The 14,686-nt window shown below is 48.3% G+C and carries 16 protein-coding genes; 6 read left to right on the top strand and 10 right to left on the bottom strand.

Annotation, left to right across the window (positions count from 1 at the left end; all coding sequences use genetic code 11):
* Positions 1-27: 27 nt before the first annotated feature.
* Entirely contained in the window at positions 28-1,302 is a 1,275-nt protein-coding gene (locus C504_RS0101705; protein ID WP_018687571.1) for a L,D-transpeptidase family protein, read from the bottom strand.
* Positions 1,303-1,431: 129 nt separating this feature from the next.
* Between C504_RS0101705 and C504_RS0101700 the strand changes: the two genes are divergently transcribed.
* Positions 1,432-2,217 carry a DUF1295 domain-containing protein gene (locus C504_RS0101700; RefSeq protein WP_083923110.1) on the top strand — a complete coding sequence of 262 codons (786 nt, stop codon included), beginning with the start codon at positions 1,432-1,434 and terminating at the stop codon, positions 2,215-2,217.
* A 61-nt stretch (positions 2,218-2,278) separates the two neighbouring features.
* On the opposite strand, the gene ldtR is transcribed toward C504_RS0101700, so the two are convergent.
* Both ldtR and C504_RS0101690 read right to left on the bottom strand, forming a co-directional pair.
* Positions 2,279-2,791, bottom strand: coding sequence for a transcriptional regulator LdtR (ldtR, locus tag C504_RS0101695; protein WP_018687569.1), 513 nt, complete (start codon positions 2,789-2,791; stop codon positions 2,279-2,281).
* A gap of 134 nt (positions 2,792-2,925) precedes the next feature.
* A complete protein-coding gene (locus C504_RS0101690) occupies positions 2,926-3,387 on the bottom strand; it encodes a DUF6163 family protein (protein WP_156815825.1) in 462 nt (153 codons plus the stop codon).
* 101 nt (positions 3,388-3,488) lie between these two features.
* Between C504_RS0101690 and hemB the strand changes: the two genes are divergently transcribed.
* From hemB to C504_RS0101670, 4 genes are all read left to right on the top strand, one after another.
* A complete protein-coding gene (gene hemB / locus C504_RS0101685) occupies positions 3,489-4,490 on the top strand; it encodes a porphobilinogen synthase (protein ID WP_018687567.1) in 1,002 nt (333 codons plus the stop codon).
* Positions 4,491-4,546: 56 nt separating this feature from the next.
* Entirely contained in the window at positions 4,547-4,990 is a 444-nt protein-coding gene (locus C504_RS0101680; protein ID WP_018687566.1) for an RDD family protein, read from the top strand.
* A gap of 66 nt (positions 4,991-5,056) precedes the next feature.
* Positions 5,057-5,806 (top strand): arginyltransferase, encoded by a 750-nt coding sequence (locus tag C504_RS0101675; protein ID WP_026317135.1) that lies wholly within the window; start codon positions 5,057-5,059, stop codon positions 5,804-5,806.
* Between the two features lie 22 nt (positions 5,807-5,828).
* Positions 5,829-6,737 carry a DMT family transporter gene (locus tag C504_RS0101670; protein WP_018687564.1) on the top strand — a complete coding sequence of 303 codons (909 nt, stop codon included), beginning with the start codon at positions 5,829-5,831 and terminating at the stop codon, positions 6,735-6,737.
* Here the strand turns inward: C504_RS0101670 and C504_RS17020 are convergent.
* From C504_RS17020 to C504_RS0101655, 3 genes are read right to left on the bottom strand one after another with little or no spacing between them, the layout of a single operon-like run.
* Positions 6,699-7,199, bottom strand: coding sequence for a flavin reductase family protein (locus C504_RS17020; RefSeq protein ID WP_018687563.1), 501 nt, complete (start codon positions 7,197-7,199; stop codon positions 6,699-6,701). The genes C504_RS0101670 and C504_RS17020 overlap by 39 nt on opposite strands.
* A gap of 14 nt (positions 7,200-7,213) precedes the next feature.
* Positions 7,214-8,119, bottom strand: a complete 906-nt coding sequence (locus tag C504_RS0101660; protein WP_026317134.1) for an aldo/keto reductase — start codon at positions 8,117-8,119, stop codon at positions 7,214-7,216.
* A gap of 24 nt (positions 8,120-8,143) precedes the next feature.
* Positions 8,144-9,301: an LLM class flavin-dependent oxidoreductase gene (locus C504_RS0101655; RefSeq protein ID WP_018687561.1), complete on the bottom strand. Its 1,158-nt coding sequence runs from the start codon at positions 9,299-9,301 to the stop codon at positions 8,144-8,146.
* A 145-nt stretch (positions 9,302-9,446) separates the two neighbouring features.
* Between C504_RS0101655 and C504_RS0101650 the strand changes: the two genes are divergently transcribed.
* Positions 9,447-10,166: a GntR family transcriptional regulator gene (locus C504_RS0101650; RefSeq protein WP_026317133.1), complete on the top strand. Its 720-nt coding sequence runs from the start codon at positions 9,447-9,449 to the stop codon at positions 10,164-10,166.
* On the opposite strand, the gene C504_RS0101645 is transcribed toward C504_RS0101650, so the two are convergent.
* The 4 genes from C504_RS0101645 to parC form a co-directional block, all read right to left on the bottom strand.
* A complete protein-coding gene (locus C504_RS0101645) occupies positions 10,145-10,891 on the bottom strand; it encodes a glutamine amidotransferase-related protein (RefSeq protein ID WP_083923109.1) in 747 nt (248 codons plus the stop codon). The two genes, C504_RS0101650 and C504_RS0101645, sit on opposite strands and share 22 nt — an antisense overlap.
* Complete coding sequence (locus tag C504_RS0101640; protein WP_018687558.1) at positions 10,864-11,865, bottom strand: glycoside hydrolase family 25 protein; 1,002 nt, start codon at positions 11,863-11,865, stop codon at positions 10,864-10,866. Before C504_RS0101640 ends, C504_RS0101645 begins: the two co-directional genes overlap by 28 nt.
* A gap of 199 nt (positions 11,866-12,064) precedes the next feature.
* Positions 12,065-12,268 carry a hypothetical protein gene (locus tag C504_RS0101635; protein ID WP_018687557.1) on the bottom strand — a complete coding sequence of 68 codons (204 nt, stop codon included), beginning with the start codon at positions 12,266-12,268 and terminating at the stop codon, positions 12,065-12,067.
* Positions 12,269-12,286: 18 nt separating this feature from the next.
* Complete coding sequence (gene parC, locus C504_RS0101630; protein WP_018687556.1) at positions 12,287-14,545, bottom strand: DNA topoisomerase IV subunit A; 2,259 nt, start codon at positions 14,543-14,545, stop codon at positions 12,287-12,289.
* Positions 14,546-14,686 lie beyond the last annotated feature (141 nt).

The raw sequence follows: 14,686 nt of genomic DNA, 5'->3' as shown, positions 1-14,686 counted from the left end.
TTTTCTAGCAAATTTTGACTTAAAAATTTAAAGTGAAGTCGCAGCTGTTTCCAACTCGCCAACACCGTCGCGGTTGTAAATATCATCGCGGAAGTGAACAACGCTATCGCCTGTCGACCATGCGCTGATATATACAAAATATACCGGCACTGGCGTGCTTAGCTGAATTGGCGTGCTCTCACCTGATTTGATGATTTGTTCAATTTGGCCGCGCGTATAGCCAGCTTCTGATGACAACAACCAAGCAGATAGTTCACGGATATCTTGAATACGCACGCAGCCAGATGACTCAAAGCGCAAGAATTTACCGAACAAGCTCTGCTGCGGTGTGTCATGCATATAAACAGCATGCGGGTTGTGGAAGTTGATCTTGGTCGACGACATCGCGTTGATCTTGCCTGGCTCCTGACGGAAGCGCAGCGCAACAGCTTCATCTGTTGCCCAGTTCACTGTTTCAGGTGCCACTTCCTGACCGCCACCATCAAACAAACGAATTTTGTTGCGTGTCAGATATGTTGGATCTTTGCGCATTAAAGGAATGATATCTTTGCGGATAATCGACTTTGGTGCAGTCCAATATGGATTAAGAATAACTTCGTGAATCTTGGACGAAAGCACCGGTGTTTCGCGGTCAATACGGCCAACAATGGTTTTATGACGGCGTTCAACACGGCCATTGGTCACAGCTTCCAGCTCAGTACCTGGAATGTTGACCATAACAAAACGATCACCAAGATAGCCTGACATCGAGCGCAAGCGCACAAGGTTTGTTTCCAGCTGGCCAAGACGTGTCTGCGCATCAACATTTAATGCAGCAAGCGTGTAGTTACCCATAACACCATCGGCAACCATGCCGTGACGCGCCTGAAAGCGCTTCAAGCCCGCATCAAGGAAAGAATCAAATGTTGTGCTATCGCCGGAATTACGTGCCATATCGCCAGAAATGATAAGGCGCTGACGTAATTGACGCACGGCATTGTCACGTACACCAACTTTTAGACGCTGTGTCGCATTAACCCGTGGCCATCCGCCGTTTGCGACGATGCGTCGGTAATTATCAATCGCCACTTCCACATAAGACACAGTTGAAGGGCTGAGAATTGGAAGGCGGCTATCGACAGCAGCTCTATTGCTAGAGCCTGCAGAATCAAACTGATCATCCCAATTGCCGCGCTGTGGTGATTGCAAAATATCACCAATTGATGCCTGAGCGTTCGCCGCTGAAGGTAAAATTGCCGCTGCGCTTAACGCTGCTGCAGATTTTAAAACTGTACGTCGGCTACTTTTAATAAATCCGGTCATGGGTTTCCCGCGTAGTGGATACAAATAAGATTGCGAAACTATAATATGTTGTGCTTCGTAACATCGTCAACTTAACAAAGCGCAAACCATGATAACAATCGCGCGACTACCAAAGGTAATCTCGGACTTATGTACATTGCTCTTGCATTGACCCTAGCTGTCACCCTTACTTGTTTCATTGGAATATGGCTAATAAATGTCATGACACAAGATGCTGGGGTTATCGACTATTATTGGGGGCCAGGTTTTGCGGTTATCGGCGGCGTTAATCTCTATCTGCTGGGCACAGGCTCATTTTATGAATGGTTTTTGTTCGGCGCCGTTTGCTTATGGGCGCTTCGATTGGCAGGCTATTTGATCAATCGCCATCATGGCAGCACACTGGAAGATGGGCGTTACCGCGTCATGCGTGAAAATGCAGGGCCTGGATATTGGTGGAAAAGCCTCTTTACGGTTTTCATATTGCAGGCAGTCCTGCTTTGGCTTATCGCCGCCCCTCTTCACGTTGCATTTGGGGCCGACTATGCAGCAATCCCCCTCCTCTTTTGGCTGGGTATCGCCGTGTTTGCCTTTGGCTTTGTTTATGAATGGGTTTCAGATCATCAATTAGCAACGACCAAGACGACCAGTGGGCACAGCGTAAGATCTCTAACACTGGTCAAAAATGGCCTGTGGAGCCGATCACGGCATCCCAATTATTTTGGCGAAATTGTCTTATGGTGCGGTATTTCAATCGCAGCTTTTGCGCTATCGGGTTCGATATTGAGTTTTGTTGGCCCTGCACTTTTAGCATTCGTTATGATCAAAGTGTCTATTCCGCTGACAGAACAGCACTTAGCGCGAAGCCGGCCTTCCTATTCGTCCTATAAAAAGACAACGCCTATGCTTTTGCCGCTCGGCAAGGCGAAAAAGTAGTCTTCATAAACAAAGCGCCGCATGATCTGCGGCGCTCTATTTGTAAAATCAGTGTGATTTCTTAGAGACGGTACATCACTGTGTCGTTCCAGTAGCGGTCCAAACGCTGCATTGTGCGGTTCATCGCTTCAAATTCTGCATTGCTGATGCCTCCAACAGCCTCGATTGACGCAACGTGGCGGTCGTAGAGTGCTGAAACCGACTTTGCTACTGCGACGCCTGAATCTGTAAGGCTGATACGCACTGAACGGCGGTCTGAACGTGAACGCTCATGATTGATGAAACCAAGCTCAACAAGTTTCTTGATGTTATAAGAAACGTTTGAACCAAGGTAATATCCGCGAGAGCGCAGTTCACCTGCTGTCAATTCACCATCACCAATATTGAAAAGAAGAATTGCCTGAACAGCATTAATATCGTTGCGGCCTTGGCGATCAAATTCGTCTTTTACCACTTCTTGAAGGCGGTGATGAAGGCGCTCAACCAATTGCAAAGATTCAAGATATAGCTTGCTGGTAGGTGAACTATTCGTTGTCGAGTGGGATTCCCCCACCTTATTTAATTCGTTTAACATTGTAGCCTCACTGTATGTCGCCGATGTTTCTCGGCTTGTGAGTTCAATCTATCGAACACGTATAAAATTCGAATTAAAAGCCAGCGTTAACAACCTCTTACAGTTCGCTATTGTGAGTTTTGCTTAACAAGAGCTTACAGGTGTTCGAATCCGGTACGCTGCTGGTGTCGGTTCTCAATGAATATGCCTGCCGATAAGAGTGCCCAAAATAGTATGGCAACGCTGTGCGTTAAAACGGTCATTGAGCGCGGTTCAAACAGTTCTGTCCAAACGCCAAAAGCCAAAAGCTCAAGGCACATTGCAAACAGCCACAGTACAACGCCCCATGATTGGGTCATCCATAAGCCCAAACCAGCAGCAGGCAGAATGACGGCCAAAACAGTCTTGAGCATACGCCAATGGGTATCCAGCATATCGAATCGCAAATTGCCGTTTTGCGTGATGCCAGTGAGCTGCGCCCAGTTCATCAATGCGGCGATGAGGCACAGCACTGCCATGGTTCGCAAAAACCATACATATAAAGACACAATGAATGTGCGCTTGGAGCCATTGGTTTGCATCGTGTGGAGAACCGCACCTAATCGTGGATGAGGCATAATCGCCTCTTGGCTTAATTTGCTACCCTAGCTCTTGGCTAAATGCAAAGTCCCGTGATACGCCCACAAGGAGTTGTACACGGACTAAATGGAATAAATAAATGCGCAATATTGATGACATTGTTCAAGGCCGCCGATTACGCCGTATGCGTAAAGCACAATGGTCCCGTAATCTTGTGCGTGAAAATCAACTCACGGTGAATGATCTGATTTGGCCCATTTTTCTTGTTGAGGGTGAAAACCAGACCCAGCCGATTGATGCCATGCCCGGTGTTTCGCGTTTGAGTGTCGATATGGCCGTTGAAGCTGCCAAGAAAGCCCACGATCTTGGCATTACGCTGATTGCGCCATTTGCCCATGTGCCTTTTGAAAAGAAAGATGTCACCGGTTCTCACATTCTTGATGAAGACAACATCATCTTGCGCGCGGTCGCAGCGATTAAAAATGCGGTACCTGAAATCGGGCTTATGACTGACAGCGCGCTTGATCCGTTTACAGATCATGGCCATGACGGTGTTTTGCGCGATGGTATCATCGTCAATGACGAGACCGTTGATATACTTGTGCGCGCATCGGTTTTGCAGGCGCAGGCAGGAGCAGACATTATTTCACCGTCCGATATGATGGATGGCCGAATTGGTGCCATTCGCGATGCGCTTGATGCATCTGGCCAATGCGACATTGCGATCATGTCTTATGCGACAAAATTTGCATCTGCCTATTACGGCCCCTACCGCGAAGCGATCGGCACATCCGGTCTCTTAAAAGGTGATAAGAAAACGTATTACATTGACCCTGCAAATTCAGACGAAGCCATTCGCGAGGCCGAACAAGACATCGCAGAAGGTGCTGACATGATCATGGTCAAACCTGGCATGCCTTATCTGGATATTTGCCGCCGCCTCAAAGACACGTTCCAAATGCCAACCTTTGCCTACCAAGTATCGGGCGAATATTCGATGATTGAAGCTGCGGCTGCCAATGGCTGGGTCGATGGCGAGCGCGTCATGATGGAAAGCCTGCTTGCTTTCAAACGCGCTGGCTGTGACGGCATTTTGACCTATTTTGCGCCAAGGGTCGCCGAAAACTTGGCCAAGAATTGAAATCAGCGCCGATTGTTCCCATCTATTTGTAGAACAAAGAATGAGGACAAGCATTGATGAATAGCGAAGCTGACATACAACACTGGCGCCTATTAGAGGGCGTGCGAACAAGACGCATCTTTGCGTTTTTTATCGATTACGCCATGATTTTGGTATTGATCGCGCTGGCTGCTTTGCTCGTTTTCGTTCTTGGCATTGCAACATTAGGTGCCGCATGGCTGCTTTATCCAATCTTAGGCTTTCTTGTTGCCGGTATTTATATTGCATGGTCCGTTGGCGGTGAAAAACAGGCCACATGGGGCATGCAGATGATGGGCATCAAACTGTCTCGCTATGACGGACAGCGCATTGATTCCATGACCGCGATTGTTCATGCTGTTTTATTCTGGGCCACAACCGCAATCTTTATGCCGCTTTTACTGGCTCCGTTGTTTTTAGAAGATAAACGCACATTGCATGATCTTGCCCTTGGAACACGCGTTATCCGCTCAAATGCTTGATCAAACTGTACCTTGACGTTTGCCAATTTGTGACCAATTTTACTTTGGCAATCTTTTTGGGTGATGATGACACAGCACGATACAAAAACACCGCAGTTTTTTCTGACATCACCGTCTAAGTGCCCTTATCTTGACGGGCAGATGGAACGGAAGATATTCACGCATCTTGTTGGTGACAAAGCACCGGAGTTGAATGAGCTTTTGACGCAAGGCGGTTTCCGCCGCAGCCAAAACATTGCATACCGCCCCGCCTGTGAAACCTGCCGCCGCTGTGTGTCCGTGCGTATTTTGGCCGATGAATTTAGACCAACGAAGAATATGCGCCGCATCATAAAGGCGAATAATGATCTGATTGGCACTGAGCTTAATCCAGAGCCAACGTCAGAACAATTTTCATTGTTTCGCGCCTATCTGGATTCAAGGCACCGCGATGGCGGCATGTCAGACATGACAGCGCTGGACTATGCAATGATGGTCGAAGACACGCATGTAAATACTAAAATCATTGAATATCGCCGCCGTGGTCCTGACAGCTTCATCACGGGCAAAGGTGAAGGCCCGCTGATTGCCGTTTCATTATGTGACCGCATGAATGACGGCTATTCTATGGTTTACTCATTCTTTGACCCAGATACGGAATTCAAATCCTTGGGCACGTGGATCATTCTTGACCACATCGCGCGAACAAATATCCAAGGTTTGCCATTTGTTTATTTAGGGTACTGGGTCGAAGGTTCACCTAAAATGGACTACAAGTCTCGCTTTAAGCCGCAACAGCACTTGACCGTAAATGGGTGGGAGCTTTACCGCGGTTAAGTGAACCACCGGATAAAGCGACATGACTCCCTATCAAAAAGGCCTATTGATTACTGGATTTGGCGGCTTGGTGCTGACAATCGACATTCCGCTCATCCGGCTTGGCGGCGGCGATGCATGGTCGGCGCAGTTTACCCGCTCAGGGCTAGGCTTAGTAATCGCACTCTTGTGCTGGATCTTCATCAGATTACGGCAGGGCAAACGCGTCTCACTATTGCCGGGCCGCGCAGGCATGGTCGTGGCTGCCTTTTATGGCTTGAGCGCCATTGCTTTTGTTGCTGCGGTCTTCAACACCACGACCGCCAATCTCGTTTTTATTCTAACGTCCACAACCATATTTTCGGCATTGCTGGGCTGGGTTATCCTTCGTGAACGTCCTAAGACTGCAACACTCATCACAATGGCTATTATGGTGTTCGCGGTATTTCTGATTGTTTCAGAAAGCATTCAAAGCGGTAATTACTTTGGCGATTTGTGCGCCGTGGCAGCTTCTTTTGGATTATCAATGGCCATTGTATTTGCCCGTTTAAGCGGCAAGGATATGGGGTTTGCGCCCATGATTGGCGGCATATTACCGTTGATATTAGCGACTGGCGTTTTGCTTTCAAAAGGCGGTGTATCGGCATTTCACCTTGATGCCGCTTGGTGGACAATCGCCAATGGCGCGATTGTTATTCCGATTGCATTTTGGTGCCTTGCGACTGGTCCTAAATATCTATCTGGGCCAGAAGTTGGGATGTTCTATCTTTTGGAAACAGTTTTGGCGCCAATTTGGGTCTGGATCATCTTTTCAGAAGCGCCCACCCGAAACACGATGATAGGCGGCACAATATTGATTATTGCGCTTATAGGCCATTCGCTCTGGCAATTACGCAGCGAGCGAAAACGGCGATCAGCTGAGCGTAACGAACTTGCCACCAATATAGGTTAAAGGCATTTTTTCACCGGATGCAAAAGCCCGCACGCGGCCAATTAGAATATCGTGGTCGCCTGCCCCAACGATCTGATTGATATCGCAATCAAACCACGCACTGGCCTGCGGCAGGATCAAGCGCCCACTTTCAAGCCGGCGCACCTCAACTTCCGCAAAGCGGTCTGCATGATCGCCTTTGGTAAAGCGCATCGCTGTATCGGCCTGCTCTGCGGCCAGAATGTTGACCGTATAGCCTTTGGCCTTTGCAAACGCATCATGGCTGGATGAAGCCTTGCGAATGGACCAAAGCACCATTGCTGGATCAAGCGACACCGTGTTGAAAGAATTGCATGTCATGCCATAGTCTTGGCCTTCGAAATGCGTGGTCACGACTGTAACGCCGGTTGCAAAACACCCCATCGCTTTTTTAAGCTGGTTGGCGTTTAAGGCATCAAGGTTTAAATTTGCATCAGCATTCATTAGAGAAATCTCCTTCACGGCACTTCGTGACCTTCGGCTAGCGTCCACAATTCAAACCATGTTTCACGGTCTATTTTTACGTTCATTGCATCTGATATTTTTGCAATACGCTCGATATTATTCGTGCCTATTACCGGCATTATTTGTGCTGGATGAGCAAGCAACCAAGCAATTGCCACAGCATCAGCACCAACATTTTGCTCATTTGCAATTTCTTTCAAACGCGGCATTACGCGTTTTGCGGCTTCATCGGAAGTATCGAACAGTCGCCCGCCCGCCAAAGATGACCAAGCCATAATGGGCATATCTGCCTGCTGGGCTTTGGCAATCTGGCCATTTGTAAACGGCGCATGTTCAAGAATGTTGACCTCGATCTGATTGGTCAAAATCGGATGTTTCATCGCAGATTGCAGGAGTTCAATATCCCACGGCATGAAGTTGGAAACACCAATACCGCGCACTTTACCGCTATCGACAAGCGCATCGAGCGCAGCGCCTGTCTCATAGTGATCCATCATCGGATCAGGACGGTGGATGAGCAGCATATCAATGACGTCCACACCAATACGCTTGAGCGAATTTTCGACCGAATAATTAATGTGGGCCGCCGATGTATCATAATATTTTACGCGGCGCTGCGGGTAAGCTTCACCCGTTAGCATGATATCGCATTTGGTTATGATCTGCATTTTGCTCTTTAGATCACTGCGCCCTTTAAGCGCATTGCCAAAAAGCTCTTCACACACATAGCCGCCATAAATATCGGCATGGTCAAATGTCGTAATACCTTGATCCAAGCAAGCTTCAACCTTGCGGATAATATGCTCCGAAGACGTGTCGGCATCATCACCCAAACGCCACACACCATAAATAAGGCGGCTCATCTCAGGCACGGCGTTTTTAAAGTCGATCATTTGCATGCTAGAAAGTCCATTATCCATCAATTACTTACGTGTACCATTGCCAAGCGGCGTTGGTGGTGTTTCGTCTGGCACACGCCCATATAGATGAGGCATTGAGCATGTTTTCAAGTGCGGCAAGACCTTGGTGCCAAATATTTCGCATTCATCCAAGTGAGGATAGCCCGAAAAGATGAAGGATCGGATACCCATCTTCTGATAGGCTTCGATCTTGCTCATCACCTGATCAACAGAGCCAACCAACGCTGCACCACAGCCTGAGCGCGCACGGCCAACCCCTGCCCAAAGATGCGGCTCAATAAAGCCAAACTCATCAGCACGGTCACGGTTGGCGGCTTGCAGCGCTACGCCGTAGTTTTTTGCATCCAAGGCACGTTCACGAATTTCCTTGCCTTTTTCATCTTCAAGCTTGCTCACCAGCTCGTCCGCATATTCATAGGCTTCTTGTTCGGTATCGCGCACAATCATATGAACCCGCAGACCATAATCGATCGTGCGGCCATGTTCCGTTGCCCGTGCGGCAACACTTTTCATGCGCTCGGCAATGAGTTCTTCAGGCTCAGGCCACATCAGGTAAACGTCACAATGTTTTGCGCAAAGTTCAACAGCGTCGGGCGAATAGCCGCCAAAATAAAGCAATGGGCCGCCATTTTGTTGGTACGGGCGAACCGGATCTGTGTTGAGACCCTTTAGATTATAGATTTCGCCTTCATAATTGATTTCATCTTGCGTCCAGCATTGGCGCAGAATTTCGACAACTTCGGTCGAGCGCTTATAACGATATTCACTCGATGCTTGCTCACCGGGAAATGGCGAAGAAATGACATTCAGCGTCAAGCGCCCTTTCATCATATGGTCAAGCGTTGCAACGGCACGGGCGAGCATGACAGGGTGTACTTCACCGCAGCGAATAGCGGCCAATAGATTGATATTGTCTGTAATCGGCGCCATTGCGGATGCAAAAGTCCATGTGTCCATACCAACTTGATAGGATGATGGGCAAAGACAATTGCGAAAACCCAACTGATCGGCGCGCTGAACAATTTTGCTGGTATTTTCCCAAGATGAGCGAAGATCGCCGTCTGGAACACCTAAATAACGATAGTCATCTGAACAGATCGGCGCGAACCAAGATACTTCTGCTGCATCTAGATCCGCTGATTTTACGGGGACAATCGTCATTTCGCCTTCTCCTACGCATTCCTGTTGATGGTGTTCTACCACTTCAATTGATGTGTATCAATAGTGAATGAATTTAGAACCCATAATTTATCGTGACATGACCAAGCGCCCCTTTTATTATTGCGCCAAGTTTGGGGGAAAAATCTTGCCTGATAAGAAACAACGCGGCGGTGCTTTACCGCTTTATATGCAAATATCAGAACTGTTATCGCGCGAGATTGCCGCTGGCATTTGGCCGGATGGAACGCGCCTGCCAACAGAGGCCAACCTTGCCGCGCATTTGGGTGTTGCTGTTGGTACTTTGCGTAAATCGCTTGCGGATTTGGAAGAGAAAAAACTGCTTGAACGCATCCAAGGATCAGGCACCTATGTGCGCAAACGCGCAAAATCCGGTTCGATTTATGAGTTTCTCCATTTAGAGCTTAAATCTGGCGCTGGCCTGCCAACAGCGCAAATATTGTCTCTCGACAAATGCCCATGCCCAGATTTCCTGCCGCCCTTTGGAGACAGTTCTTCACACCATGCATGGCGCGTGCGCCGTTTGCGCTTTTTAGGCAAAACACCTGCCGCGCTTGAAGAAATCTGGTTTGATGCACGGCACGCGGCAAGCTTAGATATTGAATCAATGCCAGAAGCTATGCATCTGTTTTACAGGCAAAATTTGAACTTCTGGATTGCGCGCGTTGAAGATGCTGTCAGCGTTTCACCATGCCCAGACTTTGCGCCAAGCGATGGCCCTTTCACGCAAGGAACACCGCTTGGATATGTGGAGCGCGTGTCATGGGGTAATGCAGATACAGTAGAAGAATTTAGCCGCAATTGGTTTGACCCAAGCACTGTTGCTTATGTGGCAAGATGGGCGTGACCGGCGAACCAATCATCCAAAACATTGCGATACCAAGCCTTTAGCTTTGCATCATAGGCTTCAAAGCCAGCATTTTGTTGATCTTTTGATTGCGTGCCTGGGCGGCCAATATATTCGCCAAATTCTGACTGCCACTGCGTCAAAATAGGCCGCGTCACTTCAGGATGAAACTGCAATGCTAATGTTTTATTGGCTCTGAATGCTTGGTTGGCATGTGGATTATCGGCTTGTGCTGTGGCGAGCAATTGTGCACCAGCAGGCAATGTCCAAGTTTGGCTATTGCCGTTTAAAACCATCATGTCGTCAGCCAAGCCAATGGCCTTGCCTTCTGGCTTTGCATCAATCGCGTAAAAGCCCATCGCCATTGCACCATCATCGCGGTACGAGACTTTCGCGCCCATAGCAGTTGCAATCATCTGGCTACCCAGACAAACGCCGACAAGTGGGATTTGCCTCTCCATCGCATCCTCAATGAACTTTAATTCATCAAGCAGGAATGCATTATTGCTCGCTGTCGCTTCAGAAATCATCTGCGGGCCGCCCATGATCATGACGCCCGCCTCATCGCCAATAAGCGCAGGCAATGTTTCGCCCTTCCAAGGCTCAACAACGCGCACATCATAGCCTTGAGCAATCAAATGCTGACGACCAGCATCTGGCTCGGCGATTTGCCAATGTTCAATTACATAAAGTGGTTTTACTTCACCACGCGCCCCTGCAACCATCGATGCCAACTCTCTGCTGTACCATTAAATACATTGAGATCGATCTTTGTCGCGACGCCTTTTGAAAGTCCAGTACCTGAATACTGCCAGAAGGCAAAATCCTGATTCGGATAACGCATTTTTGGATGCTCAGCGACAGACCGCAGCCAGAAGGAGTGATCTTTGAACTGGCCTTTTAGGTTGTCATCGTAAAAGTCAGGTGCTGTATAAATGATCGGCTTTTGACCATAGTGGCGTTCGATCAGGCGTGACCAAACTTCCATTTTGGCCAGCACATCTTTTTTAGAAATTTTGCCCGGGCACGTTTTGCGGTTGCCGTGCCATTCAACATCAAGCACCGGCGGCAAAGCGCCCTTTTCTTTTGGCACATGACGTATAAACCAATTGGCCTGCTCTTCAGCATTACGGCACCAATACATGAAGTGGTAGGCACCGCGCGGAATGCCAGCTTTCTTCGCTTCGTTCCAATTTTGCTTAAACAGGCGGTCAACATGCTTGCCGCCTTCTGTCGCTTTAATAAACGCGAAATTTGCGCCTTGAGTGCGCAGTTTTTCCCAATCGATATCTGACTGCCAATGGGAAACATCGACACCGTGGACTTCAAATTTAGAAGGATGACGCGCTGGATGAAATTTTATCGGATGCGCATCGCGAAAATTCTCTGAATAGACTTTTGTGCGTCCATGCTTTGGCTGCGGTGCAACCTGCTTTGTCAGATTTTCAGGTTTTAATGCTGCAACCTCAATCCGCTGGGGAGCTGGTTGCTGCTGCGCGTTCAATGGCGCAGGAAATGGATTTTGTTCTTCAAGTGAGAGCGGCTCTAACCTGTCCTCTTCATCAATTTGGGACACATTAATCGAGTTGACGACCTCTGCTGACGGCCTTAATTCAAGCACATCGCGGGTCGAACCGGACGTACAAGCCGTTAACGCGGTTGCGGCAAAGGCCAAACTGGCGAAAACTGCCAAACGCATATCAAATCCACTCACATTAAAGATATTATTCTGCGCAGCGCGCAATTTTCGTAACCTTAACGGACAATGAATAAACAATCGGCAAATTGATCTGGTTAACAAAAAGCTAATTTGGCGCACCTTAAAACGCGCCTTTTACTAGCAATTTGATGGAGTTTAGGCGCTTAAGAGAAATTCACCTTTAAAGCGGCGGCGGTGATCAATCGCAATAACGGCACTTTGCATTGCGCTGAATAAATCTCAGGCGCGTTTCGCCGCCATGTTTGGCAATCAGCTCCGGTATATCGAACGCATATTCAGCGGCGCATTTAAGGCATTTGAATTTTGCACCAAGACGCATGTGTAGCATCTCGTTCAAGCTCAAATGGTAGTTGTGTTCATCAGCATAAAACTCTTTGACCATAACTACCTCGCCTTTTACTTAGCTGAATTTACCCGATCGCGGAAAACCTTTTGGCACCATTCTCCCTGCTCCAGCACGTGCGCCCATATATTCGGCGAGCTCCTCTTTCGTGCGGTTATGCGCGCGCGAAGAACTATCGAACCATGTTAAGCCCTCTTCCAGTTTGAACAGCGTGACATCCTTAATGCCGCCATCCTTAAACTTTTGAAGACGCACGCCTTTACCGCGTGTCATTTCCGGCACTTGATCCAAAGCGAAGAGCAACATTTTACGGTTTTCACCAACGCTTGCCACATAGTCTGCGCCTTCTGGCACTGGGTGACAGATCAAAGCTTCGTCAGGCAATTTGACGTTCATGACCTGCTTGCCCTTGCGCGTATTGGCAATGACATCGCTTTCACCAACGATAAACCCGTTACCGACACTGGAAGACAGGAACAATTTTCGGCCAGCCTTGTAAACAAAAGCAGTCAAAATATCGCTGTCATTATCCATATCAACGACAAGACGAATTGGCTCGCCATGGCCACGCCCGCCCGGCAATCGGTCGGCACCAATCGTGTAAAACTTACCAACGGTCGTGAAGACGATAATCTTATCGGTGGTCTGCGCGTGGAAAGCCGTTTTGAGCTTGTCGCCTTCCTTGAACGAGAACGAGGAGAAATCAGCGACATGGCCTTTCATGGCCCGCATCCAGCCTTTTTCAGACACGACAATCGTGACCGGTTCTTTTTCAATCATCGCTTCTTGAACAGCTTCAAGATCGATTTCTTTTGCTTCAGCAAAGTTTGTGCGGCGTTTGCCGATCTCAGTGTCTTTGCCGAATTTCTTTTTTACATCCTTGATTTCAAAAGCGATGACTTCCCATTGCTTATCTTCAGATGCCAGCAAGGCTTCGATCTGGTTTTTCTCTTCCGTTAAAGCATCAAATTCTTTTTTGATCTCAACTTCTTCGAGCTTATTCAAAGCGCGCAAACGGAGGTTAAGAATAGCGTCCGCTTGAACTTCGGTAAGTTCAAACGTTCTTATCAATTCGGCTTTGGGGCGATCCTCAAAGCGTACAATACGGATGACTTCATCAATATTAAGATAGGCAATCAGAAATCCGCTCAATGTTTCTAAGCGGCGCTCAATAATGCCCAAACGGTTGCGTGAACGGCGCAAAAGCACATCGCGTCGGTGCTCCAACCATTCGCGAAGCATTTCGCGAAGGTTCATCACCTTCGGCGTAATGCCTTGGGAAAGCACATTCATGTTGAGTGAAATGCGTGTTTCAAGCTCTGTTAGCTTGAACAAGGATTCCATAAGAATCTCAGGATCAACCGCCCGCGACTTCGGCTCCAATACGATGCGAACATCTTCGGCACTTTCATCGCGAATATCTTCCAAAAGCGGTGTCTTTTTAGCGATAAGTAGTTCGGCGATCTTTTCGATCAACCGCGATTTTTGAACCTGATACGGAATTTCCGTAACGATAATCACATAGCCGCCGCGGCCTGTGTCTTCTTTGTGCCAGCGCGCACGCGTTCTAAATCCGCCGCGCCCTGTTTTATAGGCTTCAAGAATATTGGCACGCGGCTCAACAATCGTTCCGCCCGTTGGAAGGTCCGGCCCTTCAACATATTCAACCAGTTTTTCAATACTAGCATTGGGGAACTTGATGAGATGCAGTGCAGCATCGCAAAGTTCTGCAGCATTGTGCGGCGGAATATTCGTTGCCATACCAACCGCAATACCAGCGGAACCATTGGCCAAGAGATTTGGAAAAGCGCCCGGTAATACAACAGGCTCTTTATCTTCTTCATTGTAGTTGTCGCGAAAATCAACAGCATCTTCGCTCAAGCCCTCAAGCAGAAGTGTGCCAACCTCTGTCATGCGCGCTTCTGTATAACGATAGGCCGCAGCATTATCGCCGTCGATATTACCGAAATTACCCTGCCCGTCGATCAGTGGATAACGAACAGAGAAATCCTGCGCCAATCGCACCAGCGCATCATAGATCGCTTGGTCGCCGTGCGGATGGAAGTTACCCATCACGTCACCAACGATTTTCGCACATTTTTTGTAAGCGCTTCCGGGGTTCAGCTTGAGCTGATACATCGCGTAAAGGATGCGTCTGTGCACTGGTTTCATGCCATCGCGTGCATCGGGCAAAGCACGGTGCATGATCGTCGATAGCGCATAGGCCAGATAGCGCTCTTCAAGCGCAGCTTTAAGATCTACCGGTTCAATTGCCTTGCCCGGTTCATCAGATGGTGGTGGCGTGTTCTTTGACATGCACTTTCGTTAGCGCTTTGCCTGATTCGCGGCAAGATTGAAGCGCGTCAACTCACAGATCGTAAACAGCTTCAAGTTTCACGGAAGTTTTGTGACAAATATTCTTATGAAAACGAGGCGAGAGACAAAAAATCCCGACAA

This window comes from Ahrensia kielensis DSM 5890, from assembly GCF_000374465.1.
GTDB lineage: Bacteria > Pseudomonadota > Alphaproteobacteria > Rhizobiales > Rhizobiaceae > Ahrensia > Ahrensia kielensis.
This window is presented reverse-complemented; position numbering and strand designations above follow the sequence as displayed.

Excerpts from the sequence above, each read along its gene's own strand:
- parC (WP_018687556.1), bottom strand. The coding sequence starts at position 14,545 with ATGTCAAAGAACACGCCACCACCATCTGATGAACCGGGCAAGGCAATT.
- C504_RS0101690 (WP_156815825.1), bottom strand. The coding sequence starts at position 3,387 with ATGCCTCATCCACGATTAGGTGCGGTTCTCCACACGATGCAAACCAAT.
- C504_RS0101660 (WP_026317134.1), bottom strand. The coding sequence starts at position 8,119 with ATGCAAATGATCGACTTTAAAAACGCCGTGCCTGAGATGAGCCGCCTT.
- hemB (WP_018687567.1), top strand. The coding sequence starts at position 3,489 with ATGCGCAATATTGATGACATTGTTCAAGGCCGCCGATTACGCCGTATG.
- C504_RS0101675 (WP_026317135.1), top strand. The coding sequence starts at position 5,057 with ATGACACAGCACGATACAAAAACACCGCAGTTTTTTCTGACATCACCG.
- C504_RS0101705 (WP_018687571.1), bottom strand. The coding sequence starts at position 1,302 with ATGACCGGATTTATTAAAAGTAGCCGACGTACAGTTTTAAAATCTGCA.
- C504_RS0101680 (WP_018687566.1), top strand. The coding sequence starts at position 4,547 with ATGAATAGCGAAGCTGACATACAACACTGGCGCCTATTAGAGGGCGTG.
- C504_RS0101655 (WP_018687561.1), bottom strand. The coding sequence starts at position 9,301 with ATGACGATTGTCCCCGTAAAATCAGCGGATCTAGATGCAGCAGAAGTA.
- C504_RS0101670 (WP_018687564.1), top strand. The coding sequence starts at position 5,829 with ATGACTCCCTATCAAAAAGGCCTATTGATTACTGGATTTGGCGGCTTG.
- ldtR (WP_018687569.1), bottom strand. The coding sequence starts at position 2,791 with ATGTTAAACGAATTAAATAAGGTGGGGGAATCCCACTCGACAACGAAT.
- C504_RS0101640 (WP_018687558.1), bottom strand. The coding sequence starts at position 11,865 with ATGCGTTTGGCAGTTTTCGCCAGTTTGGCCTTTGCCGCAACCGCGTTA.
- C504_RS0101635 (WP_018687557.1), bottom strand. The coding sequence starts at position 12,268 with ATGGTCAAAGAGTTTTATGCTGATGAACACAACTACCATTTGAGCTTG.
- C504_RS0101700 (WP_083923110.1), top strand. The coding sequence starts at position 1,432 with ATGTACATTGCTCTTGCATTGACCCTAGCTGTCACCCTTACTTGTTTC.
- C504_RS17020 (WP_018687563.1), bottom strand. The coding sequence starts at position 7,199 with ATGAATGCTGATGCAAATTTAAACCTTGATGCCTTAAACGCCAACCAG.
- C504_RS0101645 (WP_083923109.1), bottom strand. The coding sequence starts at position 10,891 with ATGGTTGCAGGGGCGCGTGGTGAAGTAAAACCACTTTATGTAATTGAA.